Source organism: Mobiluncus porci, assembly GCF_009695935.1.
Lineage (GTDB): Bacteria > Actinomycetota > Actinomycetes > Actinomycetales > Actinomycetaceae > Mobiluncus > Mobiluncus porci.
Window position 1 is genome coordinate 14096 of record NZ_VUMY01000021.1, and the last position, 23975, is coordinate 38070.

At 57.6% G+C, this 23975-nt stretch carries 21 protein-coding genes; 7 read left to right on the plus strand and 14 right to left on the minus strand.

Annotated features, from left to right (window positions below):
- Nucleotides 1-18 precede the first annotated feature (18 nt).
- The gene (locus tag FYJ63_RS09855) at nt 19-1095 is read right to left on the minus strand and encodes a mannose-1-phosphate guanylyltransferase (RefSeq protein WP_154546242.1); all 1077 of its coding nucleotides are present in this window, start codon (nt 1093-1095) and stop codon (nt 19-21) included.
- Between the two features lie 102 nt (nt 1096-1197).
- Between FYJ63_RS09855 and FYJ63_RS09860 the strand changes: the two genes are divergently transcribed.
- The 6 genes from FYJ63_RS09860 (at nt 1198) to FYJ63_RS09885 (ending at nt 7783) form a co-directional block, all read left to right on the plus strand.
- Entirely contained in the window at nt 1198-1773 is a 576-nt protein-coding gene (locus FYJ63_RS09860) for a 2'-5' RNA ligase family protein (protein ID WP_229770126.1), read from the plus strand.
- On the plus strand, nt 1770-2930 hold the full coding sequence (locus tag FYJ63_RS09865; RefSeq protein WP_154546246.1) for a YihY/virulence factor BrkB family protein: 1161 nt from the start codon (nt 1770-1772) through the stop codon (nt 2928-2930). Before FYJ63_RS09860 ends, FYJ63_RS09865 begins: the two co-directional genes overlap by 4 nt.
- Nucleotides 2911-3768, plus strand: coding sequence for an exodeoxyribonuclease III (locus tag FYJ63_RS09870; protein WP_154546248.1), 858 nt, complete (start codon nt 2911-2913; stop codon nt 3766-3768). Before FYJ63_RS09865 ends, FYJ63_RS09870 begins: the two co-directional genes overlap by 20 nt.
- A gap of 321 nt (nt 3769-4089) precedes the next feature.
- The gene (locus tag FYJ63_RS09875) at nt 4090-4893 is read left to right on the plus strand and encodes a hypothetical protein (protein WP_154546250.1); all 804 of its coding nucleotides are present in this window, start codon (nt 4090-4092) and stop codon (nt 4891-4893) included.
- Between the two features lie 119 nt (nt 4894-5012).
- Nucleotides 5013-5732, plus strand: a complete 720-nt coding sequence (gene deoD, locus FYJ63_RS09880; RefSeq protein WP_154546252.1) for a purine-nucleoside phosphorylase — start codon at nt 5013-5015, stop codon at nt 5730-5732.
- A gap of 131 nt (nt 5733-5863) precedes the next feature.
- Complete coding sequence (locus tag FYJ63_RS09885) at nt 5864-7783, plus strand: phospho-sugar mutase (protein WP_338106908.1); 1920 nt, start codon at nt 5864-5866, stop codon at nt 7781-7783.
- 62 nt (nt 7784-7845) lie between these two features.
- On the opposite strand, the gene FYJ63_RS09890 is transcribed toward FYJ63_RS09885, so the two are convergent.
- The 4 genes from FYJ63_RS09890 to glyA form a co-directional block, all read right to left on the minus strand.
- Complete coding sequence (locus FYJ63_RS09890; RefSeq protein ID WP_229770127.1) at nt 7846-9330, minus strand: hypothetical protein; 1485 nt, start codon at nt 9328-9330, stop codon at nt 7846-7848.
- Entirely contained in the window at nt 9327-10244 is a 918-nt protein-coding gene (locus FYJ63_RS09895; RefSeq protein ID WP_154546256.1) for a DUF8175 domain-containg protein, read from the minus strand. The genes FYJ63_RS09890 and FYJ63_RS09895 overlap by 4 nt, the downstream gene beginning before the upstream one ends.
- A gap of 144 nt (nt 10245-10388) precedes the next feature.
- Nucleotides 10389-11294, minus strand: a complete 906-nt coding sequence (locus tag FYJ63_RS09900) for a bifunctional methylenetetrahydrofolate dehydrogenase/methenyltetrahydrofolate cyclohydrolase (protein WP_154546258.1) — start codon at nt 11292-11294, stop codon at nt 10389-10391.
- Entirely contained in the window at nt 11291-12586 is a 1296-nt protein-coding gene (gene glyA / locus FYJ63_RS09905; RefSeq protein ID WP_154546260.1) for a serine hydroxymethyltransferase, read from the minus strand. The genes FYJ63_RS09900 and glyA overlap by 4 nt, the downstream gene beginning before the upstream one ends.
- A gap of 287 nt (nt 12587-12873) precedes the next feature.
- On the opposite strand from glyA, the gene FYJ63_RS09910 reads away from it, so the two are divergent.
- A complete protein-coding gene (locus FYJ63_RS09910) occupies nt 12874-13422 on the plus strand; it encodes a hypothetical protein (protein ID WP_277028244.1) in 549 nt (182 codons plus the stop codon).
- Nucleotides 13423-13509: 87 nt separating this feature from the next.
- On the opposite strand, the gene FYJ63_RS09915 is transcribed toward FYJ63_RS09910, so the two are convergent.
- The 9 genes from FYJ63_RS09915 to rlmN all read right to left on the minus strand — a co-directional run bounded on the left by FYJ63_RS09915 (nt 13510) and on the right by rlmN (nt 23404).
- On the minus strand, nt 13510-14619 hold the full coding sequence (locus tag FYJ63_RS09915; protein WP_154546262.1) for a Dyp-type peroxidase: 1110 nt from the start codon (nt 14617-14619) through the stop codon (nt 13510-13512).
- Nucleotides 14620-14857: 238 nt separating this feature from the next.
- Nucleotides 14858-15997, minus strand: a complete 1140-nt coding sequence (ispG, locus tag FYJ63_RS09920) for a flavodoxin-dependent (E)-4-hydroxy-3-methylbut-2-enyl-diphosphate synthase (protein ID WP_338106909.1) — start codon at nt 15995-15997, stop codon at nt 14858-14860.
- Nucleotides 15998-16060: 63 nt separating this feature from the next.
- Nucleotides 16061-17566: an ABC transporter ATP-binding protein gene (locus FYJ63_RS09925; RefSeq protein WP_154546264.1), complete on the minus strand. Its 1506-nt coding sequence runs from the start codon at nt 17564-17566 to the stop codon at nt 16061-16063.
- Nucleotides 17567-17568: 2 nt separating this feature from the next.
- The gene (locus tag FYJ63_RS09930) at nt 17569-18327 is read right to left on the minus strand and encodes an energy-coupling factor transporter transmembrane component T (RefSeq protein WP_154546266.1); all 759 of its coding nucleotides are present in this window, start codon (nt 18325-18327) and stop codon (nt 17569-17571) included.
- On the minus strand, nt 18328-18939 hold the full coding sequence (locus FYJ63_RS09935; protein WP_154546269.1) for an MptD family putative ECF transporter S component: 612 nt from the start codon (nt 18937-18939) through the stop codon (nt 18328-18330). It lies immediately after the preceding gene.
- Between the two features lie 83 nt (nt 18940-19022).
- Nucleotides 19023-20222 (minus strand): M50 family metallopeptidase, encoded by a 1200-nt coding sequence (locus tag FYJ63_RS09940; RefSeq protein WP_338106910.1) that lies wholly within the window; start codon nt 20220-20222, stop codon nt 19023-19025.
- Nucleotides 20223-20326: 104 nt separating this feature from the next.
- Nucleotides 20327-21541 carry a 1-deoxy-D-xylulose-5-phosphate reductoisomerase gene (dxr, locus tag FYJ63_RS09945; RefSeq protein ID WP_338106911.1) on the minus strand — a complete coding sequence of 405 codons (1215 nt, stop codon included), beginning with the start codon at nt 21539-21541 and terminating at the stop codon, nt 20327-20329.
- Nucleotides 21542-21633: 92 nt separating this feature from the next.
- The gene (locus tag FYJ63_RS09950) at nt 21634-22179 is read right to left on the minus strand and encodes a DivIVA domain-containing protein (RefSeq protein WP_195839381.1); all 546 of its coding nucleotides are present in this window, start codon (nt 22177-22179) and stop codon (nt 21634-21636) included.
- Between the two features lie 4 nt (nt 22180-22183).
- Nucleotides 22184-23404, minus strand: coding sequence for a dual-specificity RNA methyltransferase RlmN (gene rlmN / locus FYJ63_RS09955; protein ID WP_338106912.1), 1221 nt, complete (start codon nt 23402-23404; stop codon nt 22184-22186).
- Between the last annotated feature and the right edge of the window lie 571 nt (nt 23405-23975).

Consider the following 23975-nt stretch of genomic DNA (forward strand, 5'->3'; position numbering starts at 1 on the left):
GGGCTTTGAACCAAGGTGCTACCATTCATCGGCAGCCAGCCCCGCGGCTTTAACCTTTTGGGCGTTTTCCCGCGTCGTGACGAGGAGTTTTCCGCCGGATTCCACCACGACGGCGTGGGGGATTCCGATAACCGCCACGCCCTGCAGTCCCGGAGCATAAACCAAGGAGTCGGGAGAATCGCTTTGAAAAACCGGAGTTTGCGGACTCAAGTTCGCGAGCTTTTCGCCAGTTTGGTGGCGCAGTTGATAAATCGCCTCCCAGTCACCCACATCTGACCAGTCAATCGCCGCCGCTGCCGGTACCATTACGACTTCTCCGCGTTCGCTCATAGGTTCAGCAAGGACGGTGTCGATGGGGGCCCGCACTACTTTTTCCCACCACGCGAGTTTCGCGGGTTCACCAAGGGACTCCCAGTTTGCGGCGAGTTTCCGCAAAGCGCTGGCGGATTCGGGAGCCTCTTGTTCCAATGCCCCCAACAGGACGTCGGTACGAAAGACGAACATCCCCGCGTTCCACAGGTACCCCCCGGACTCAAGATAGGCACTAGCGGTCTTTGCGTCCGGTTTTTCTTTGAACATATTCACCAAGTGCAGACCGGGAATTTCAGGGATGGGCTCACCAACTTCGATATACCCATAACCGGTTTCAGGGCCACTCGGAGTTATTCCGATAGTGACGAGCTTGCCCGCTTCGGCTCCGGCGCGGGCCACTGCCACCGCATTGTGGAACGCCTCCACTCCTCCAATGTGGTGATCGGCCGCGAAAGAACCAGCCAGAGATGGGCCATAATCGCGCTCGATCAGCGCCGCGCCAAGTCCGATAGCAGCCATGGAATCCCTGGCAGCCGGCTCTGCCACAAAAAGGCTTGGCGTATCTAGGTTTAGCGAGCCGATTTGTCGGCGTACTGCCTCGGCGTGAGATGAGCCGGTGACGAAAGTGAGGCTTTGCGCCAAAGGAGCCAGCCTGGTGGCGGTGGTCTGTAGTAGAGATTTCTCCGACCCAAGTGGCAACAAAAATTTTGGATGACTCGGTGTAGACCAGGGCCACAAACGGCGGCCAGCTCCACCTGCCGGAATAATCGCGTGAAAGTCCATACCAAAATCATAACGGGCGCAAGCGCCCCAACGGCTCTCCGCCTAGAAATGCTCAGAAAGCAAAATCCCCACAAAACCTCAAAAACCGCTAAGCTAGGGAGCATGTATTTAACGCCGTGCAATCCCGGCCAGGTTTATCTCGGCATGATTATCCCCATTCCCGAGCCGTACCGTTCCGAGCTTGCCAAGATTATTAAAACCGACGGCATTCCGCCCCACGTCACTATCGTGGAGCCTCGCCCCGTTGACCCCGACCAGGTCGAAGCCGTAAAAACCGAAGCCCAGCGGCTGTGCGCGGATTTCTCTCCCTTCGTAATCAGCTTCGGCAATGTCGGCGACTTCCGGCCCGTTTCCCCCGTGGTCTATATCGAGGTGCAACGCGGTTTCGAGGCCTGCAAGGAGCTCGCCAAACGGCTCCGTTTTGGCCCACTCGCGGGCGAACCTCGGTTCCCCTACCACCCCCACATTACACTCGGAACCAATGTCACTAATGAAGACCTGGATCGCGTCGCGGAACTATCCAAACGATCCCACGGCTACTTCATGGTCAACGGGATTGACCTCGACTTAATCGGGCCTGACTGCGTCAAGTCGCTGACGGTGTTGGAGTTGGGCGGAGCCATAAAGACCGCGGAAATTCCCGCGCTGGACAGCGCACCAACCCAGGAAGAGCTATGACGAAACCAACCGACCCCGACCCCAAGGGTCTCGCCGCCCTCGCACTGAAACTCAAAGACAAGATTTTCCTCAACCGGTTTTGGCGTGCCTACAACCGCTACACGAATATCCGCTCCAACCTCCTCGCGGGCGGCATCGCATACACCGCGCTGTTTTCTCTCGCCGGTATCGTCACCCTCCTCATCATGAGTGTCCGCGTAGCGCTCTATGCACTACCGGTGGAGGCCAATTCCTTGTATGAGGCCATCAACTTGTGGCTTCCCGGCGCAATCAAGGTAAACGGCGAATCCGGCGTCGTCGATCCCGCCGCCATCGCTTCCCCCGGTTTTTCCTGGGGAACCGCCGTTGTTTTCGCGGTGTCATTCGTGGCAGGGCTCCGCGTCGTGAGCGCCTTGCGGGTGACGGTGCAAGAGGCTTTCGGTCTCCCCCAGCGTGCCTGGGCTTTGTGGAAAGAGCCACTGCGGGATTTCCTCATGTTCTTCGTTTTGGGTCTCGGGATGCTACTGTCGCTGGTGGTTTCGGCGGGTTCAGTAGTCGCCTTACAGACCTTCCGCGATTCAATTCCCTTTGAGGTTCCCTTGCCGACTTGGCTCATTAATGGTATTGCGTTGATTCTGACTTCTTTCGTGACTGCCGGCTTGACCGTCTTGATTCTGCGCTATCTCGCGCTGGTTCGCGCCCCGCGCCGCGACGTCTGGCTCGGAGCCGGATTATTCGCCGTCGTAACGAGCGGGCTCCAAATGTTCGGGACTTTCCTCGCGACGAACCTGAGCCCCTTGGTGGCCCCTTTCGCAGTGCTGTTTACGCTGGTTTTGTGGGTAAACCTGCTGGCGCGGTTGTTTCTCTATACGTGTTGTTGGATTGCGAATCCGCCTTTGGCCCCCGCACCCGAAACCGATGCCCCGCATTTTGAGGAAAGCCCCAACTACGTAACCTTGTCCTCTCCGCATACCCTGAAGTGGCCACACGACCCGATTACGGGACAGACCTGGTCGCTGGGCCAGGAGAACTTGGCCAAAACGGAGGCCCGGAAAATTGTCGGGACGCCTGCGGAGGCTGGGGAGTCGGAGAAAACCGAGGAGGCCAAGGATTCCGAGAACTCGAAGAGCTCTCAGAACTCGAAGGCAGAGGAGAATCATGAAGATAACGACCATTAATGTCAACGGCGTCCGCGCGGCTTTCCGCAAGGGTTTCCTTGAGTGGCTGGAAAACGACGATTCTGACCTCTACTGTCTCCAGGAGGTGCGCGCCACCCCGGAGGATACGATTGACCTGTTTGGGCCGACCTTCGACGTGCGGGTTTGGCCGTGCCGGATTAAGGGTCGGGCGGGGGTGGCCTTGGTCTCGCGACTGGACTCTGGCTTTTCATTAAGGGAGATCCGCGAAGGACTCCCGGCAGGGCTCTACGATAGCGGCGAGCCCGATGTGGATTCCGGACGCTGGCTGGAAGCGCGGGTGGAGACTTCGAAAGGTAAGTCATTTACCCTGGTTAGCACCTATTTGCACTCCGGAGATTTGAAAACCCCCAAGCAGGAGCAGAAGCTTCGCTACCTCGAGCGAGTCACGAAGCGCCTGGACCAGTTGTCCGGTTCGGCGGCGCGAGACGGACTCGAAGCGGTAGTGTGCGGGGATTTCAACATTGTGAGAACCGAGCGCGACATTAAAAACTGGAAACCGAATCACAACAAGACTTCCGGCGTAATGGACGAAGAGATTGCTTTCCTAGACGGTTGGATGAGTGACCGACTGGAGGGAGATCCGGCACACCCCCTTGTTGACGTGACGCGCGCCTTATTGGGACCAGTCCAGGGCCCCTATACCTGGTGGTCACAGCGCGGCAAGGCCTTCGACAATGATGCCGGCTGGCGTTTGGATTACCAGATGGTGACGCCAGCTTTGGCCGAAACCGCTCGCGAAGCTTCGGTGTGGCGGGCTCCCAGCTACGATTCGCGCTGGTCAGACCACGCCCCTCTCAGCGTCATCTACTCTCTTTGATTTCCCCCTACTTGGGCGTGATTTTTCACCCTCAAATACTCAGTTCCCAAAATTGTCCTGACAAATAGGGGAACAGAATTTCGTTGGGAACTGGGCTTTTTGGTCCCTTATTTTTCTTTTCTAAATTTTATTAATAACTATTGCTTCAAAGCCGATATTTAGTTATGTTGTTCACAAGGATGAAAAACAAAAGGAAATCCTGGTAACAAGCTGAAAAGCCTCCCACTTTTTCCTGCATGGATGCCAAACTTAATAATCCCTAGATAACGTCTCGGAATATCCTGAACTAATATTCCTGACGTATAGAAAAGGCTAGAATCCATGACAGGAATAAATTCCCGAAACCATTTCACCGCGTCCCGTATTTCTCGTTTAATGACCTGTGGCGCCACCGCGCTGGTAACGACAGGTGTCATTGTTGGTTTTGCTACCCCTGCTTTTGCCGCAGAAACCCCCGCTTCTGAAAACGACACCCCTGTCTTTGCTTTGGAAGATCCGGTTGCCAGCGAGGTTAATGAGAACACTCCTCCGGACACCTTTTCTACCGTGACGCTCCAGCCAGTTTTGAAGACCGCTCTCACTGAAACAACCGAGAAGCCAGCTCCCCTGGTGGGTACCGCGGTGACGGAAAATAATTTGAACCAGGGCGCCACCGCTGCCACCGGTCAGCCGCTTGTTGACAGCACCCCCTCCGTAAACCAGTCAGCACCTCCCGGAGATTCAGCAAGCGCCCCTACACGACGCCCCGCTACAGCCACTGCCGCCGGACCAAAAGCCACGACACCGGCTCCCCAACAGTCCTTGAAAGTTCCGGCCGCCCCCGCAGTAGCGGAGCCCGGACCTGCTGAACCTGCGGCTGCTGCCCCCGCAGAACCCGCCGCTGCTCTGAACGCGCCTGCCGAAGCCGCCCCCAACGCTGTCGCCCCCGCCGCAGCCGCACCGGCGACAGCCCACTCCCCAGCGAAAACCGTAGCGAACGGGCCTGCCGCAGCCTCCCTCTCCGCTACAAATGCGATGACCGGCGACATGGTCGTGACCTGGGTGGTAGGAGCAGCGGTTGCCGTGTTGGCGGCTATCGGGCTGATGTTTGTTTTCGCGCGCAAAGAATCCCGCCGCTTAGAGTGAATTCTGCCTTTATGGTCTCAAATCCTGACTGGGGGAGTTTCTGCCAGAAAGCCAGAAACTCCCCCAGTTTTGTCCCCTCCAGGAGGTAGGCTAAATACGACCAGAAAAGGAGGTTCCTCATGCCAACCCCACACAATTCCGCTAAACTGGGCGATTTTGCCCCCGCGCTGCTCATGCCCGGAGACCCGCTGCGGGCTCGTCGCATTGCTGAGACTGTCCTCGCCGATTCCCGCGAAGTAACTTCCGTGCGGGGGAATTCTGGGTTCACCGGAACATATCAGGGACGCCCCCTTTCGGTGATGGCTTCCGGAATGGGGATGCCTTCCTTGACTATTTACGCCACCGAATTGTTCCGCGATTACGGGGTAAAGCGGATTATTCGCGTGGGGACTTGTGGCGGGCTATCTTCTGAGGTGGAAGTGGGAGACGTGGTGGTGGCTCTCGGTGCGCACACGGATTCTCACATGAACGTGGCGCGGTTTCCGGAGATTAATTACGCACCGGTCGCCTCGTGGCCGTTGTTGGAGGCCGCGATGCGAGAAGCCCCCGCTCTCGAGGCTGAGGGCGTGAAAGTCCACGTCGGTTCGATTATGTCCAGTGACCATTTCTATTTCACGCCGGATGGCCTCAACGAGCGTCTCGCCCAATACGGGACGTTGGCAGTCGAGATGGAAACTGCCGGCTTATATGCCGTCGCCGCCGAGTTTGGTGCTGAGGCCTTGACCGTTTTGACAGTTTCGGATCATCTCCTCGTTTCCGGCCCCGAAATGACCCACGAGGAACGTGAAACTCGCTTCGCAGGTGCTCTTCGCCTCGCTCTCGCCGCCGCTATGTCCTAGGCGAAGCCGGAGCGGGTCGCACCTAAGCGAAGCCGGAGCGGGTCGCACCTAAGCGAAGCCGAAAGGGTCTGACCCCAGGCGGCATAGCAAAGCTTAGAAAAATGGATCCGCTACTCCGCTAAAATCGAAGCGTGCTAACTTTCGGAACCGCCGGTCTTCGCGCAGAAATGGGTCCAGGACCGGACCGCATGAATACCGAAACCGTCGCCCGCGCCACTTTCGGCCTAGCCCAGGTTCTTCGCGAGGCTCTCCAAAATTCCCGCGAGTTTCCCGCCCCCGCCGTTCCCTACCCCGAACCAGCCATAAATCCCCGTGGCGATGCCTGCCACGCCTCATCTCTGCGCCAGTTTGCGAGGGCTTCCAACACTCCCTCAGACCACCACGTCCTCTCCGCGCTCCTCAGCCCCCGTGTAGTCATCGGCTTCGACGCCCGACACCACTCCGCCGAGTTTGCCCGCGTCACTGCCGAGGTGATTGCCGGCGCGGGAGGCAAAGCTGAGCTAATGCCACGGGCCTGCCCCACTCCCCTATTGGCGTTTTACCTCCGCGAGTCGGGCGCCGATGCGGGCGTCATGATTACTGCCTCCCACAATCCTGCCCGCGACAACGGCTACAAGGTCTACCTTGGGGGGCGTGTTGTCACCGGACTCGGCTCCGGAGCCCAACTTGTTGTCCCTTGGGATGCGCGCATCATGGCCGCTATTGATGCCGCCCCGTCCGCCGCGAAGCTACCCCTTGCTGACTCGTACTCTCTGATTGACGACTCCTTGTGGTCACGTTACCGAGAACGAGCCGTTTCATTGGTGGAAAGTTCAACAAGTGTTATCCCTTCATCCGCAGCGGAGTCCTCCGGAGATAGTCGGCTTACCTTCCCATCTACAGGGGCAAATCTCCCATTCTGCAAGGTTGCACCTGGCAGGGGTCTGAGGGGCTCGACCCAGGCGCGCGCCGCCTTACGGATTGTACATACGTCCTTGCACGGGGTGGGGGCAGAATTGGCGGAGACGGTGCTGGAAGATGCCGGATTTTCATCGGTTTTCTCGGTCGAAGCTCAGTGCGAGCCTGACCCCGATTTTCCCACCGTGTCTTTCCCAAATCCGGAAGAAGCGGGAGCTTTGGATTTGGCGATTGAGCGGGCCCGAGAAGTCGAGGCTGATTTAATTCTTGCCAACGACCCAGACGCGGATCGAGTTGCCGCGGCGGTTCCTTGCCCTCGCACACCTACGGGGTGGCGACAGTTGACGGGCGATGAAGTCGGGGTTCTCCTTGGCTGGCAGGCCTGTGAACAGTGGAAAAACCGAGCAGAACGGACTGCTGCCTACGAAACAGAACCGACTGTTGAAAGCCCCGCCGAACGGACTGTTCCAACCGTTGCGCGGTCGCTCGTTTCCGGAGAACTCCTTGACGCCGTGGCCCGCGCGGCCGGACTGCAACCAATGGTGAGCCTTACCGGCTTTAAGTGGATTGCGCGCACTCCCGGACTGATTTACGGCTACGAGGAGGCATTGGGCGTGTGCCCAGATCCCGCCGCGGTGCGGGACAAGGACGGGATTTCCGCGGGACTCCGACTCGCGGTTCTCGCCGCCGACTTACGCGCCGAAGGGCGAACTTGTTCCGATTTACTCGATGAACTCGCTATTCAACACGGCCTTTATGCCACAGCCCCGCTGACCATCCGCGTTTCCGATTTGAGCGCTATCGCTAAAGGCATGGCGAATCTTCGCGAGCGCGGCCTAACGCGTCTCGGCGAAGAACCGGTGACTTTTACTCTTGATTTGTCCTCAAACCAGCCCGCTGATCCCAAGGAGACTTCAGTTTTGGCCGCTTGGGAAAACTTGCGGGGGCTTCCCGCTACTGACGCGTTGTTCTTCGGGGCCTCCTCCGGGACTCGCGTGGTGGTGAGGCCTTCTGGGACTGAACCGAAGCTGAAATGCTACCTCCAGGTGGTGATTCCCGAGGTCACACGACGCTCTCTCCGCGAAGCCCACGTCAACGCCGCCGCCGCCCTCGAGCTCATCCGCAACCAACTCCACTGTGCCCTTGCGCTCTGAGCGGGCAATTCCCCACTCTTGCCATGGCACCCGTGAAATCTCGCCTCTATATACTCCTATTGTCAGGCCGTCAGCTTAAAGGTGTACTCGAATAACCCAACTGAAGCCAAATTATCCGACATGTAGATTTCAAACTCGCGGTTCAAGAGGATTTGTGCCCTTTCACCACCCGTCAATAAGCCACCAAAGGGGGTTATTGACGGGTACATTGAATGCCCACGGATGGAAATCCACAAAAAGAAATGCCGTAAAGTGGAGAGGCCGCCGCTCGAGCCGCCGCCGCCCATAGCGGTAACGGGGGAGAAGAAGCGAATCAGAGCGGGCATAGCGAAAATAGCAATCGCAAACAGGCAAATCGCTTGCATGATGGGAATGAACTCAGACCCGCCGTTAGAGTTCATAAGCCCGCCCGTGTTGATAGCAATGGCATAGATGACCGCCGCGATCGGCTTATAGCAGATCAGCCCCAAGCACCAGGCCCAAAGCCGCTTAGCCCACTCCTTGCCCGTCTGAGTGGTGACTGTTGCGGAGACTACGGGAACCAGCGCGATAATGACTAGCAGCAGCGCAGACCGAGCAATCATCATCACGATTTGAACCAGGGCAAGAATGAAAACGATAATGCCCAAAATGATTACCACAATCCAATTAATAACCCCACCAATCGCCCCGCCGAACATGCCTTTAAGCATTCCCCTAAAGGAGGCCTCAACACCCGTAGACCCAGAGAGATTAGCGTTAATAATGTTCTCGGCCAAAACATCGGAACCGAGAGCAAGATTAATCAGAACCGGGACGGCCAGAGCTGTGAAAGCAACCAGCAAAAGCAAATTACGACCAAGATTAGCGGCCTCGCCCTTAGTGGCAATCATAATAAGCCGCCCAGCCCCTACCAGTACACCGAACACAGCCAGAATCCCAGTAATCCCAGTGAGTTGGTTCGATACCTTCGACGGCGTGGGATCGGTGGTGGAACTTATAAGCGGAACACTCATCCACATAGTGCCGAGTGTTCCGAGGGCTGAGCCGGTAGCCTCCTGCACCCCCTGACCAAGATTCTCAATAATCCGATCAGCGACCCAGCCAGTAACAGCCTCAGCCACTTCGCCCTCATAAAACTGCTGACCTGCCTTCTGCAAGCCAGTTAGCCCATGTTCGGCAATATCACTAGCAACCTCATAAACCTGCCTACTCTTTTCCTCCCCATATTCTTTGTAAGCCTCACAAGCCGCCCCGCCGGCCGGAGGTAGCAAAAATATGGGGAAGCACATACTAAGGTCGGGATAATTGGCTCCTTTCCCTGTTTCCGGGTTGTGATTATTAAAGACTTCAACGAGACAATTTGCCTCGGCACTGGTTATGTCAGCAGGACCGCCAGCAGTAACACTTGAAGTACCTGAAAGTACCTTCTCCTCCAAATCTGGGTATTGATCAAAGCAAGTCTTAAACTGAAAATTATCGGGTATATTATCAGCATAGGCTGGAACAGTCGACGCGGATAGAATGGATAAACTAACCGCCAGTAAGACCATAATTCGGCATTTCATGGAAAATTAACCTTAAATACATCAAATACATCGTCAGTTCTTTGCCTAAAAACTGAACAAGCGGGGCTGCGCGAAGCCCACCCGCTACTGTAATCACCAGCGATACACAATGTAAACCAGTCACCTTTTACGTTATTCCAGATAAGCCAGAAACTTGTGTGCCCCCAACTATGCTCCAGCGATACCTTTACAACAGGTGCTTGAGTTTTAGTCATAATGTTAGGAGCATAAGAGGAAACTTTGACCGATTTGTATTGAAACTGATACCTGGCAATATCCTTAAGTGTCTCGTCTGAATATCCAAGATTTTCACCGTTCTTAATCTGCTTGTCTTGGGCTTCCGTACCTTTGTCTGCTATACCGTTAAAGTATTCCTCAAGCGGTTTGCGAAATTCAATCAATTCCTGCTGAGAAAACTTGCTGTGTGCAAGTTCTCCCCGGTAAAAATAAGTCCCAGCCGGACGAAACGGATTACCAAGAAATGAAAAGGGAAACATGTTCATTGCTGCCAGGGCCGCGCCTTCGTATGTTTTCGTGTAACAGATGGGCATACCAGCATCATTAACGAGGTTAGGGCCGTGACCTATAAGAGAGCGCGGGGTTTTAATCCCTGAGCCTTCGTCAGTCCACCGGGTAACAGCCGGATCAGCCAGAGCCTCAAAAGGAACCTGATCGTCAGTTTCATACGCCGGAGGGCAGTTACGGTTGTTAAGCGCGAAAGCGTCGCCCTCATAAGGTAGCCGAAACAAGGCGCGATCTCGCGCCAGTTCATCAGCCTTCGCCCCGTCTTGTCCCGGCCCTGCACTCGCTGAGGGCGAGGCAGTAGAACTAGCACCAGCGGGCTTATTAAACACCAACAGCACAATCCCAGCCGCGAGAACAGCAATGAGAACCACCAAAACTGCGATTCCCACCATCACCTTGTTGCGGATATTTGTCCTCCTTCACCAACGATGTGCCGAACTACCGCGCCATTTACCCCTATATGATACGTCCGAACTTTAGAAAAGCGTGAGTCCGAGGTGAGTTTCACCTCGGACTCACATTCTGACTATAAATCAGCGAATTCCGGCTTGGCGCTCAGCGCTTTCCACCACGTTGACCAGCAGCAGCGCGCGGGTCATCGGGCCAACACCGCCGGGGTTCGGCGCGAGCCACGAGGCGACCTGGTCCACCCCGTCAGACACGTCGCCCATCAGGCGCGCTTTGCCGGTCGAGGGGTCAGTAACGCGGGAAACGCCCACGTCGAACACGACTGCGCCGGGCTTGACCATCTCGGAGGTGACAATCCCCGCAACGCCGGAGGCCGCCACGACGATATCCGCCGCCCGACACTTCTCGGCCAAGTCGCGGGTTCCCGTGTGGCAAGACGTCACGGTGGCGTTGACATCCTTGCGGCCCATCAAGAGTCCGATCGAGCGACCGACCGTAGTCCCGCGGCCAATCACGCAGACGTCCTTGCCGGCAAAGTCGACACCGAAGCGCCGCCCAAGCTCAATGACAGCCCGCGGTGTGCACGGCAGCGGCGAAGTAATCGGCTCGGAAACCCGCAACACCAGGCGACCGAGGTTAGTCGGGTGCAAACCGTCAGCGTCCTTCGCGGGGTCGATGGCTTCCAGGATGCGGTTGGTGTCCATGCCTTTCGGCAGCGGCAACTGGACAATGTAACCAGTACAGGCCGGGTCAGCATTCAACCTCTCGACCGCCGCGAGAACCTCGTATTCCGAGGCGGTTTCCGGCAGGTCCACGCGAATCGACTCGATGCCAACCTCCGCGCAATCGCGATGTTTCCCTGCGACATAAGTCATCGAACCGGGATCCTCACCGACCAAAATCGTTCCGAGGCCCGGAACGACCCCGCGCTCGCGCAGAGTCGCAACCCGCTCCGCCAACTCAGACTTGATAGCCGCCGCGGTCGCTTTCCCATCGAGGACCTTAGCCGGCCCCTCCCACGGCGCCCTCATTGGGCCAACCCTGGGTAGAGCGGGAAGTCTTGGGTCAGCTTCGCCACGCGGGCCTGGTACTTGGCTACGTCTACCGATTCAGCCCCGCCGTTCGCGCCGTCAACAAGGACGCTGGCGATAATGTCTGCGACCTCGCGGAACTCGTTCTCGCCGAAACCGCGGGTGGCCAGAGCAGGCGTCCCGATGCGAAGCCCGGAAGTCACTGCCGGCGGACGCGGATCGAAAGGCACCGCGTTGCGGTTCACCGTAATACCCGCGGCGTGAAGCAAATCCTCGGCCTGCTGGCCGTCCAAGGAGGACTTCACGAGGTCAACCAAGACCAAGTGGACGTCCGTGCCGCCGGTCAACAAGTCGATACCCGCGGCCTGGCAATCCTCGGCCATCAGGCGCTCGGCGAGAATCTGGGCGCCATCAATGACGCGTTGCATCCGCTCCTTGAATTCCGCGGACGCAGCAATCTTCAAAGCCACAGCCTTGGCCGCAACCACGTGCATGAGTGGCCCGCCCTGCTGTCCGGGGAAAACGGCAGAGTTTATCTTCTTCCCGAAAGTCTCACCGTCGCGCGAGAGAATCATGCCGGAGCGAGGCCCGCCCAAAGTCTTGTGAATCGTGGTGGAAACCACGTCAGAATGTGGCACCGGAGACGGGTGAAGCCCCGCCGCGACGAGCCCCGCAAAGTGCGCCATGTCGGTCCACAAATAAGCCCCGACCTCGTCAGCAATCGAGCGGAAAGCCTCAAAATCGAGGTGGCGCGGGTAAGCCGACCAGCCCGCGATAATCACATTCGGGCGCTCCGCCAGGGCGAGCTCGCGGACATGATCCATGTCTATGCGCTTGGTGTCTTCCTCCACCCCGTAGGCCGCCACCTGGTACAGGCGACCGGAGAAGTTGATTTTCATGCCGTGGGTCAAGTGACCGCCGTGAGCCAGTTGGAGGCCCATAATCTTGTCGCCGGGCTTGATGAGCGCAGCCAAAACCGCGGCGTTCGCCTGCGCCCCAGAGTGCGGCTGAACATTAGCAAAATCGGCCCCAAACAGTGACTTTGCCCGCTCAATCGCGAGGTTCTCCGCGACATCAACGTTTTCGCAACCGCCGTAGTAGCGCTTGCCCGGGTAGCCCTCGGCATACTTGTTGGTCAAGACGCTGCCCTGGCACTGCAGGACGGCGCGCGGCACAAAGTTTTCCGAGGCAATCATCTCGAGGGTGTCGCGCTGACGGCCCAGTTCGGCGTCCAACACGGCCTGGATATCGGGATCAACCTCGGAAAGGGGCTGGTTCATGACTTCGGTCATTGTTTCTCCTGTTAGTTTGTAAGCGGCACAACCCAGGCGTCCGATTGTGTAAATGCGCTCCCCGGAGGGTATTTCCTCCTGCTTCTTCATGGCCCTTGCTGAAGTCACACCGTGAAAAAGTCTCGCCAGTCGCGACATCCTAAGATTATCAAACTCGCCCGCTCGGTTCTTAATTCACTGCTCAGCGTAACCATACGGGGACACGAGCGAGTGGTGTAGCGAAGAAGCTAATCAAGCGGCGCGGGGTTGCTCCCCAAAAAACCAGCCAGGTTTGTTAAGCTTTCTTCGTGCAGACCTTTATTTCACTCCCAGCCGCAGGCGTGGTCATCAACCCTCCCGGCAACTGGTCTGCCATCCAAAGTTTGATTTATGCCCTCGTAGTTTTAGGCACAGTCGGCGTCACCTTGGGGATTTTGTGGCTGATCAAGCGGTTCGGCCCCAAAAACGGCTCCCACGACTCGACTTCACCCCACCAGACTGAAATCCGGCTCATCTTTGAAGAGACCCTGTCTGCCGCCGACCGCGCTATCGTCCGTGACCAGCAGGTTCGAGAGGCAACTCGCTATATGCTGAATGATCCCGCACTGGTGGAGCCCCTCGAGTTGTGGCGGGAAAAGCGGCGCGAATGGGCGTCGCAGCTCGCTTTCCTGGAGGCTCTGGGGAAGAGTCCCACGCATGAAACCTTGGACGATCCGACTGTGGCCGAGAATCTACGCCATGTCCACTCTCTCGCTTTCGAGTTGGAGGCGGCGCAGCGTTCCATGTTGCGCGCGGTGAGGCAGGCGATTGCTACCGGTACGGAGAATCCCCCGCTCGGCACCGACGCGGATCAGTAGAACGTAGCCAGCGGGTCAGACCTCTCCGGCGTAGTGACCGAAGGAAACGCAGCCGAAAGGGTCTGACCCAATGGCGAAGCGCCCCATCTACTTCTCCAACAAACCCTGACCCCAGTAGGAGTCAGCGGTCGTTCCCGGGACAATCCAGTAAACCGCGGAGCCAATATGGGACACGAACTTGTTCAACAAGTCGTGGGCATCAAGACGCTTCTGGATTACCGTGAACTGCTTATCGGGATTCCGCTGGAAGGACACCCAAACGAGCCCGCTATTGGTGAGGTCACTTTGTCCCGGTTCCGGAGCGTCATCATAGGCATAGGCGCGACGACGCAAGACATCCGAACCGTCTTCCTCGTGTTCACGAGACAAGGCCAGGTGAGAGCGCCGGTCAATCAGATAGTTGCCCTCCGCGTCCTTGGCCTCCATGTCCTCCTCATCGTGTTCCCCACCGCCAGAGAGCGGGCCACCATCGGAGAGCTTGCGTCCAATCACCCGTTCCCGAGCGTCACGATCCAGGAGCTCCCACGGGTCCAAGAAATTCTCAATCCGGCGCAGCACCATGATGGAAGATCCGTCCAGATAAGCAGTTTCGCCTTCTCCATCGAGCCATACCTGTTCTTTGAATTCCTGCTCGTTATCGGGGTTGATAGTCCCGTCTACCTGGCCAAAGGGGTTGCGCGGAGTGGTCCCGCGCGGGGCAGAGCCATAAGCATAGGTGAACCCCTTTTGCATCCACTTCAAAGTCGCCTTGTCTCGGCACTTCTCCAGTAACAGCCGTCCGGCAGCAAAGAGCGTCCCCGGGTCATCGCAGCAAATCTGGAACACGAGGTCGCTTTGTCCCCACCGATCTTGAAGTAGGTCGCGCTTGAATCCGGGAATAGCGTGGAGGCCTTCCGGCTTCAGGTCGGGTCGCTCAATAAGGTCAAAGATTCTCTCCCCAAAACCGCAGGTAATCGTGAGATTCGCAGTCACTGCCACCATCTCCGGAGCCAAAAAATTCGGAATTGGATTCCCTTGAGTGAGCTGGCGAGCGGTTGGAGTCAGCTCCTGCATGAGTTCAATCAATCCAGCCTTGTCGACCTCAGGTTTCAAATTCAGACCCAGCATTTCCAGAAGAGCCTGCGGGGGTTGTTCCACCCCGGATTGAACCCGACCATCAAAGGGAATTGTGGCATTTTGCAAAGCGGTTTCAGACATTCGTTACTCCTTCGTTTGAGATTTACGCTCTCTTCATAATCCTAGCGCTCGCCACTTTCCCTCGCATCACAACCTAGGCTTGCCTAATCTGAGCACTTTTCAAAGCTCGTCAGGGCCTCTTGTAATGCGTGCTTTTACCAGTGGGGACGGGCCAAAATGGCAAAAAATTTACCTCTTTGGTCCGTCACCACTGGTAAAAGCTCTTGCTACGAGATGCTTGGATCGAATTTTCTTGGATTTAGACTAGATTGGCTTGCCCTGATTCCAAGCCCATTTCCGTCCCGAGTCGGTTTGCCTCGGCAATCAAAGTCTCCACAATCTCGTCCTCCGGCACCGTCTTGATGACTTTCCCCTTGATGAAAATCTGGCCCTTGCCATTGCCTGACGCCACCCCGAGGTCAGCCTCCCGAGCCTCCCCTGGGCCGTTCACGATACAGCCCATAACCGCCACGCGTAGCGGATATTTGATGTCTTTCAAACCCGCTGTGACCTCGCCCGCCAGCTTGTAGACATCGACTTGGGAGCGCCCACAAGACGGACAGGAAACTATCTCGAAGTTGCGCTTCCGAAGCCCCAGCGAGCGCAAAATCTCAAGACCCACCTTGATTTCCTCTACCGGAGGAGCGGAGAGTGAAACCCGAATCGTGTCCCCGATTCCCTCGGCTAGCAAAGCCCCGAAGGCGGTCGCGGATTTAATCGTGCCCTGGAACTCGGGCCCGGCCTCGGTTACGCCCAGATGCAACGGCCAGTCCCCCCGCTCTGCGAGCATCCGATAGGCGAGAATCATGGTGACCGGATCGTGGTGTTTCACCGAAATCGCGAAATCATGGAAACCCACATCTTCGAAAAGCGAAGCCTCCCACACGGCCGATTCCACCAGGGCCTCCGGCGTAGCCCCGCCGAATTTTTCGTAGAGTCGCTTGTCGAGAGATCCGGCATTCACCCCAATCCGCAGCGCCGTCCCGTGATCGGTCGCGGCCTTGGCAATCTCTTTTACTTGGTCATCGAAGGCGCGAATATTTCCCGGGTTCACGCGAACCGCCCCGCAGCCCGCTTCAATCGCGGCAAAAACATAGCGTGGCTGGAAGTGAATGTCGGCAACAACCGGAATCGTGGAACGCTTGCAAATCTCCGGCAAAGCCGCTGCGTCATCCTCGGAAGGGCAGGCCACCCGAATAATGTCACACCCCGCCGCCGTCAACTCCGCAATCTGTTGTAGCGTCGCCTCGACATCAGAAGTCAGGGTTGTCGTCATCGACTGCACCGTTATCGGGGCGTCTCCCCCGACCGTGACCTTGCCGACCTGTATCTTTCGGGTACGGTGGCGGGTAGCGAGAGTTGGTTTCAGGGTGGGGGTTCCAATGGCTGTTTCAGACACATGCCGATTCTATCTCATTAGCCGAGCCTCGGTCGCGGTACCTGCATTCCTTGAGTAGGCTCCTTAACTCGCCGAAAAATCACTCAAATCAAGGTAAGAATCCGCCGCGGCGTTCATCAACTCCGCGTCATGGGTAATCAAAATAACCACTTTTCCCGCCTCGGCCAATCTCCGCAAAGCGTCTGTGATCGCCTGCATATGACCGAAATCAAGCCCGGAACTTGGCTCGTCGAAAACATAGATCTCGCGGTCGAGGGCGACTGCCGCGGCCACGGTAAGGCGCGGCTTTTGCCCGCCGCTCAATGCCAGCGGGTGCGCCTCGGCATATTCTCCCAAGTCATATTCGTCCAGAATCTCCCGTGCCCGCTCCGCGCTCACTTCATTACCGAGCCTCAGCTCGGCTAGTGCAGAGTCAGTAAAGAGCTGGCGGTTCACGTCTTGCATCACCAAATAGGATGCCCGGGTTCGAGCCTTGCGCCCGAGACGCTCGCCGTCAAGGGTGATAGTTCCGCGCGCTGCTTTTTTGAGTCCCGTCAAAACCGCGGCCAGACTTGATTTGCCGATACCGTTTGAGCCGGTCACGCCGATGACCCGTCCGCGAGGGAACACGAGCTTGTCTATCTTCAGTAGTACGCGTTTCCCGTATGCCACTTCAACATCAGCTAAGGTTAATGAGTCGTGGGGTCGGGCTTTTTGACTCATTTTTGGGGTTTCAATTTGGGGCTCAAGCAAGGTTCGCAGGCCGAGTCCGCGAATGCGTTCCTCGGGCAGGGAAAAGAACTCGGAGCCCTCCCAATCCTCGCGGATCTCCCCGTCCACAAGTATCACCCGATCAGCTAACTCACGCAGGAAATACAACCGATGCTCGGCAATGACAATCGTCGCTCCGCGCGCCTTGAGTTCGCGCAGGACTTCGGAAAACCGCGAAATCGAAGCCGCCGACAGGTTCGAGGTCGGCTCGTCGAATAGATACAATCCCGGAGATCCGACCGCCGCCCCCGCAGTCGCTACGAGCTGCTTTTGTCCACCGGAAAGCGCGAAAAGCGACTGCCCTAGAAGCCCAGAAACCCCGAGACTCTCCGCCACCGCGTTCACCCGCTGGGCAATCAAATCCGGCGAAGCTCCCGCGTTCTCGAGACCAAAAGCCATCTCTGATGTCGTGTCGGTCGTGAAGAACTGCGTGCGCGGATTTTGGAAAACCGTCGCCACCCGTCCGCCGGTTTTCCACAAAGGTGCAGTTGAGGGGTGCAAAGTCTCATCCCTGCTCTCGCCTGAAGCGGTGTCCACGGCTAACCGGATTTCTCCGGTCAAAATCCCGCTGTAAAAATGCGGAATCAATCCGTTCAGTAACCGCACCAGCGTTGTCTTACCCCCACCCGAAGGTCCGGTTATGACCACGCAAAGACCTGCGGGAATCTCGAGGCTGGTCTCAGCCAGGATCACCCTTTTGCTGCCCGTTTTGCTGCCCGTCGCTCCGCTTGCCGCAGCCTCGCCATTTGTTTCACCAACGCCATACTGAAATTCCACCCGCTCAAGCGAAACTCGCAAAGGCTCAACCGCAAAATCCATGACTACACCCCCACATGCACCCACACGAAAGCACCGATAATCGCTATAATACCGAGCCATCCCACAATGTCGCCCGGCCCGAAACCGACAGGGACGACGGAGGTCGAGCGTCCGGGCGAACCGAGCCCGCGGATCATCGCCGAGGCTGAGAGATCCTCGGAAATCTGGAGTGTCGAACCGATTAAGGGCACAATGATGAACTCAACCAGCCGCATCGGGTGAGCCACCATTGAGGCTCCAGAGCGAAACATTCCGCGTAGTTTCATTGCGTCCCAGATTGCGCGCATTTCTTCGACGACAGCGGGGAAAAACCGGAACATGACGGCAAGCGGAATGATGATGGCGCGCGGTACTCGCGAGCGTTTTAATGCCGCCACAAAGGCCGCGGGGGTCGTCGTCAAGAACAACCACACCGCGAAAGACAGCGAAATCGTGATTCGCGAGCCGTACTCACCGGTGATGACCATCAAGGTCCCGTACCAAGATCCGAGCCAGGCCCCGAGGAATCGAAAAGCCAAAAACGCCAGGAAAACCCCAATGATTGCGCCGAGAATCTTCCAGGAGCGAGACATCACAAACACCACCAGGCTCACGACCAAGGCCGTCACGGTCACCGGCGTTTTCACGACTGTCATCACGCAGACATTTGCCACCACGACAAGCAAAATCTTGGTGCGCGGATCCATCGGAACCAGCGACCTCGCCCGTGGAGACACCGCGAGGCGACCCCGCAGGTTCCCCGTATCAATTCCTGCTACCACCTACGCGATACCAGCCTTCTCAAAGTGCTTCTTCAAAATGACCTGACCAAACCAGGCCCCGAGGAAGGCGAAAACCACAATCCCGCCCACAATTAGCGACATATACAGTGGGTTTGTTGAGAACTCCACCACCGCGTCCGCGTAGGCGGCAGTCTTTTCGCGTTCCGTAATCAGCATCTGCTTATAGGCTTCGGCGTTCCACATAATCGGCAGTAGCGGCCCCATCGACCACAGTTGAAACACCGGATAAGACAGCAGATTCAGGCGCCGCGACCGGTAACGCCCCACCCACACCATAAGTTCTGCCAAAACTGAGCAAATCACCACCAAAATAATGGTCTGCCACCCGTGAATCATCGAAATCGCACCGCCGAAAATAATCCCGAACACGAAAATCATCCCGGGGTGATTTACTCGCGTCAAGAATAGCTCGAACACAATCCCGCCTAGTGGCGCGCTGACCACCAGGGCCAAATAAATCCACTGCGGTCCGAGCGCAGCCAGTGCGTTTGCTGCCGACGTAATCAGGTACAACACCAAGAAGATGCCGATATTAATCAAGTCGCGCACCGAGAAAGCGAATCGGCTAGGTCTTGCAAGTTCTTCAGTCATGTCTTCCTTCTTCTCACCTATCTCACCAGTATATCGAGACAAGGCTCACCTTAATTTTGAGCCTGCCCTCACCAAGCCGCCCCTCAAATCGGCTTCAAAATGTCTGCCACAATGAGCAGGACCGTCATCGCAATAAAGGCGAAAACCACGCTCGCCGTCAGCGGTAGTGCCCGCGCCAAATCGACCGGACCCAGATCGGGAAGCCCACGAGACTTCCGCCAGGCGCGGCGGATGGCCTCGTAAATCGCCCCGGCAGCTTGACCCCCATCAAGTGGCATCAGCGGAATAAGGTTGAACATGAACAGCGTCAAATTCAGCGATCCCATCAACATCAAGAACGACGCGAACTTGTCGGCCAGCCCAAATCCGGGGGCCTCAGCGGAGGCAATCTGCCCCGCCACTTGCCCCATCCCAACGATACCCATCACCGAATTCGGGTCGCGGGGTTTCTCCGGCTGGAACAGGTTCACGACGGTCTCCCACAGTTTCACCGGCAAAGCTACGAGGATTTTCGCAGTCCCCACAGCCATTTCCCACTCGTAAGCGAGAATCTCGACCGGACCAGCGCGGTGTCGGGTTTCTTTGGGCATCACCCCAATGATGCTGCGTCCGTCCTTGGCTTCGGGAACAATCGCGATTTCCAGGGTTTCATCTTGACGCTCGACCGTAAGGGTAGCGCCCTTCCCGGCCTCCGCCTTCGCAATCTGGGCTTGGACACTGGCCCAATCGGGAGTGGCTTGGCCATTGACCGCCACGACTTTGTCCCCGACGCGGAGGTCTGCGGCCACGGCGGGGGAACCTGCTGACAGGGAGGCAATTTCTCGAGTTGGAAGATTGACCCCGATGGCTCCGAGCGCGAGCCCCACACACACGAGCGACAAGACCAGGTTCACCAAAGTGCCGCTGACCATGACGATGAGCCGCTGCCAGACGGGTTTGGCATAGAAGGCGCGGTGTTCCTCGCCGGGCGGAATTTCCGCCATGGCGTCTTGGCGGGCTTGCTCCGCCCAGGTCAACTCGCCTTTACGATTGTGGGTTTTTCGCCCCTCGCGACCGGGGGCATACATCCCTACCATCCGGACATATCCGCCGAGAAGAATCGCTTTTATCCCCACCTCGGTCTCCCCGATCTGGCGCGACCAGAGAGTCGGACCGAAACCGATCATGTATTGCGGGGTGAGAATTCCGAACTTCTTGGCGGGAATGAAATGCCCCAGCTCGTGGAGCGCGATGGACACCACGAGCCCAATCACGAGGACGATAATTCCGGTCAGGTAAGTCACTTCGGCCTTTCTGTCGGTCGTTTAGGCGGTAGGTTGGTTGGTCGGTTTAGCGGGTGTCTGCGCCTCACTTTTGGGTCAGCAAGGCGCTCCCTGCCCCGCGATATTTATCTTTCAGCAATGAGCTCATTCGCGCGTTGCTTCGCCCATTCGAGTGTCGCCTCGAGCTCGGTGAGGTCCGGCGCGGTTTTCCCGTGATGTTCTTCCACCACTCGAGAAACCACTTCGTAGATTCCCAAGAAAGGCAGACGCCCCTGGAGAAACGCCCCGACCGCGACCTCATCGGCGGAGGCCATCACGGCCGGATGCGTTGCCGAAGCCTGAATAGCACGACGCGCGAGGTTGACTGCAGGAAAAACTTCCGTGTCAACTGGCTCGAAATGCCAGTCCACCGGTTCGCTCCAATCGCAGGCCGGCGCCACTTCGCGAAGCCTCGCCGGCGCCGACAGTCCCAGCGCAATCGGAATCTTCATGTCCGGCGGTGAAGCCTGAAGGAGAGTGGCCCCGTCACGGAACTGAACCATCGAGTGGACTATCGAGCTGGGATGGACGACCACGTCAATATCCTTGGGGTCAATATCGAAGAGGAGCGAAGCCTCAATAATCTCCAGACCCTTGTTGAACATGGTGGCCGAGTTCACGGTCACGAGCGGACCCATGTCCCAAGTCGGATGGTGCAGGGCTTGTTCAACAGTGACGTTTTCGAGTTCTTCGCGGCTGCGCCCCCGGAAAGGCCCCCCGCTTGCGGTCAAAATCAGCCGCGCCACCTCAGAATAACCGGTCACTCGCGGAGAACACAGCCCGCGTTCGTGTTTCCCGGACTGTAGGGCCTGCCAGATAGCGGAATGTTCGGAGTCAACCGGCGCGATTTGTCCGGGACGGCGCAGGGACTCGCGAACCAAGGAGCCGCCAATGACGAGGGATTCCTTGTTCGCCAACGCCAGACTGGCCCCGGAATCAAGCGCCCGCAAAGTGGCGTGAAGCCCAGAAATCCCAGCAATTGCGTTCAAGACGATTCCATCGGGGACACATCCTGCCGCGGCCTCGACTCCGGCACGTCCGGTCAACAAGTGATGTCGAACCTTAGGCTTGTCGGAGTGGATTTGGGCTTCTCGAATCGCCTCATCGAGTTCCCCCACCGACCTATTGGCCGCAGCCACCAAGGGAACTTCGTATTCAACAGCTTGGCGGGCCAGAAGGTCAAGATGGGAGCCCGAAGCGGCGAGCGCTAGGACACGGAAGTGTCCCGGGTGAGACGCGACGATTTCTAAGGCTTGGGTTCCGATTGAACCGGTTGACCCCAAAATTACGATATCTTGCACGGATTCATTCTAGCGTTTTGAGCCGGTGGGGGGCTTCCGGGCCTCGCGTGGGCTGCTCTCCCCGCGAGGGTAAAGCGAAGATCTCCTCACCCTTACTCGACAGCCAGCAAGACCTCGACCGCCCGCGCAAGATAAGCGTCCACGGGTCCTTCCGCATAAGCCCTGGTCCCCTTGGATTCAGCAAAAACCGCGTCGCGGATTTCGCGACTCGTCAAGGGCTGGTTCTCATCAAAGTAGGCCACCAAGCGCTCCAAAAGCGCGTCCACGTCATCAACTCGGTAGCCGCGTTCGCGTCCTTTCGGGTGGGAGAACCGTTTTCCGGCGGGACGCAACAAGCGCGGGTAAAGGGTTGTGGCCTGCTCTGCCACGAGGTTCATCCAGGCTTTTTGCCCGTTCACGGCGACGTGGTCGGCGCGGGCGCGAGCCACGAAAGCAGATTCGAGGCGATCCATGGCCGCGTCTACTTCGGAAAATTTATATCCGCCGCGAACCACGTTGAAGCCCTGGGCGCGAACCTGGGCAGCACCGAAGTTTGCCGGCCCGCCCGTGCCCTCGTAGGCGGAGCGAGCTTTGGTCAGAAATTCTTCGACCTCATCTCGGGCGTAACCTTTGCCGAGAAATTTCGCGGTGCGAAACATGGTCTCACTCAACGCTCTTGCTCCTTGCTGGTTCCGGTTCGAGCCCCATCAAACTCGCCCCATCGTTTTTCACCTTTGCCGCGAGCTGCCCGCAAGCCCCGTCAATGTCCGAGCCGCGAGTGTCGCGCAAAGTTGTGCTGATTCCACTTTGCCGTAAAATCTCCATGAATTCCTCCATGACACGCCCCAAACTTGCAGTCCAGATACTTCCCGGAGTGGGATTCAAGGGAATCGGGTTCACATGCGCCCAGGTTTTCCCCCGCGCGTTCAACTCGTCGGCGAGTAGCTGCGCGCGCCAGGAGTGGTCGTTCATGTCGCGGATCAGCGCATACTCAATCGAGACCCGCCTGCCGGTAGCCTCAAAATACGCGTATGCGGCATCCAGAACCTCCGCGACCTTGTAGCGCCGGTTCATCGGCACGAGCTCGTCGCGAAGCTCATTGTCAGGGGCGTGCAGGCTGACTGCGAGAGTCACTGGTAGCCCTTCCGCGGCGAGTTTCCGGATCCCGGGAACGAGTCCGACCGTAGAAACGACCAAATTCCGCGCCGAAATCCCGAATCCGTTCGGGGCGGGGTCAGTAATGGCGCGAATCGCGCGCAGCAAGGGCTTATAGTTCGCCAGCCCCTCCCCCATTCCCATGAAGACGATATTGGAAAGCCGCGCTTCGCTCCCTCCAAGCGCGCCCGACTCGGCGGCGCGGGCGGCGAGGCGTACCTGTTCCAGGATCTCCGCGGCCGAGAGGTTGCGGGTGAGTCCCAACTGTCCAGTGGCGCAAAAAGGGCAACCCATTCCACAGCCGACCTGGGAAGACACGCATAGCGTCACGCGCTTGGGATAACGCATCAAAACGGATTCCACCTCCGACCCGTCAAACAGTCGCCAGAGGGTTTTTTGGGTCCAGCCTTTGTCGGCCTCTTGGGTCAGAACCGGCTTCACCAAGGACGGTAAGAGCGTGGCGGCCAGTTCACGGTCGGCCGCGCCCAGGTCTGTCATCTCGCCCGGGTCAGCCTCGAAGCGCCCGAAATAATGCCGGGCGATCTGGTCGGCGCGAAACGCCTTCAAGCCAACCTCCGCGACCGCCACTTTGCGTTCGCTAACCTCCAAGTCAGCAAAGTGCCGCGGCGGTTTCCCGCGGCGCGCCGCGCGAAAATTAATCTCCGCCCGCGCCCCCGGCGTACTGGCCCCCGCGGGCGCCTCGTCCCTCGGCAATACTTGCTTTTCCACCCGACCATTTTACCCCGACCAGGTTCCCCTAGCTCCGCTGAGCTCAACTAAGCCACCAAAGCTTCACCTCTCACGCAGTGTTCTCGATTTGTGAGTCAGGGTTCCAATGACGGCCAACACAGGGAAAACCAGGAAGAGATATCCCCTGATCCACAGATTCCACGCCTCTTGCAAGGCCGCGCTTTCAGCAATCGAGACAGCAAGAAGTAACACGCCGATACTTCCGAGAATATAGACAGTCGTAACAATAAAGGTCGCTCAAGGATATTTATCCAGGTTCTTCCACCATTGCGACAGCCTTCGGCTATTCATTGTTACCTCCAGAAAACAATTACGGCCATGAATTTAAAGTAAATTTACTAGAATGTAAAAGCTATTTCATGCCGTCTTTTACTGAAAAATGACTGCACGACCTGCTGGATTTCATCGCACATTTGAAGCGTACTGGGTTTTGTTCCGCTTCTTATACGGGGGTCAGCTCGCTGACCCGGGTCTGATTATACATGTCAATGATCTCGGCTGGTGTTCGGTATTCGAGTGCTTCGTGGAGGCGCTCGTTGTTCCACCAGTG

Coding starts and splice junctions, on each gene's coding strand:
- FYJ63_RS09935 (WP_154546269.1), bottom strand. CDS start 18,939: ATGACTGAAGAACTTGCAAGACCTAGCCGATTCGCTTTCTCGGTGCGC.
- glyA (WP_154546260.1), bottom strand. CDS start 12,586: ATGACCGAAGTCATGAACCAGCCCCTTTCCGAGGTTGATCCCGATATC.
- FYJ63_RS09870 (WP_154546248.1), top strand. CDS start 2,911: ATGAAGATAACGACCATTAATGTCAACGGCGTCCGCGCGGCTTTCCGC.
- FYJ63_RS09890 (WP_229770127.1), bottom strand. CDS start 9,330: ATGAAATGCCGAATTATGGTCTTACTGGCGGTTAGTTTATCCATTCTA.
- deoD (WP_154546252.1), top strand. CDS start 5,013: ATGCCAACCCCACACAATTCCGCTAAACTGGGCGATTTTGCCCCCGCG.
- FYJ63_RS09855 (WP_154546242.1), bottom strand. CDS start 1,095: ATGGACTTTCACGCGATTATTCCGGCAGGTGGAGCTGGCCGCCGTTTG.
- FYJ63_RS09875 (WP_154546250.1), top strand. CDS start 4,090: ATGACAGGAATAAATTCCCGAAACCATTTCACCGCGTCCCGTATTTCT.
- FYJ63_RS09860 (WP_229770126.1), top strand. CDS start 1,198: ATGTATTTAACGCCGTGCAATCCCGGCCAGGTTTATCTCGGCATGATT.
- FYJ63_RS09950 (WP_195839381.1), bottom strand. CDS start 22,179: ATGTTTCGCACCGCGAAATTTCTCGGCAAAGGTTACGCCCGAGATGAG.
- FYJ63_RS09900 (WP_154546258.1), bottom strand. CDS start 11,294: ATGAGGGCGCCGTGGGAGGGGCCGGCTAAGGTCCTCGATGGGAAAGCG.
- FYJ63_RS09915 (WP_154546262.1), bottom strand. CDS start 14,619: ATGTCTGAAACCGCTTTGCAAAATGCCACAATTCCCTTTGATGGTCGG.
- FYJ63_RS09925 (WP_154546264.1), bottom strand. CDS start 17,566: ATGGATTTTGCGGTTGAGCCTTTGCGAGTTTCGCTTGAGCGGGTGGAA.
- FYJ63_RS09865 (WP_154546246.1), top strand. CDS start 1,770: ATGACGAAACCAACCGACCCCGACCCCAAGGGTCTCGCCGCCCTCGCA.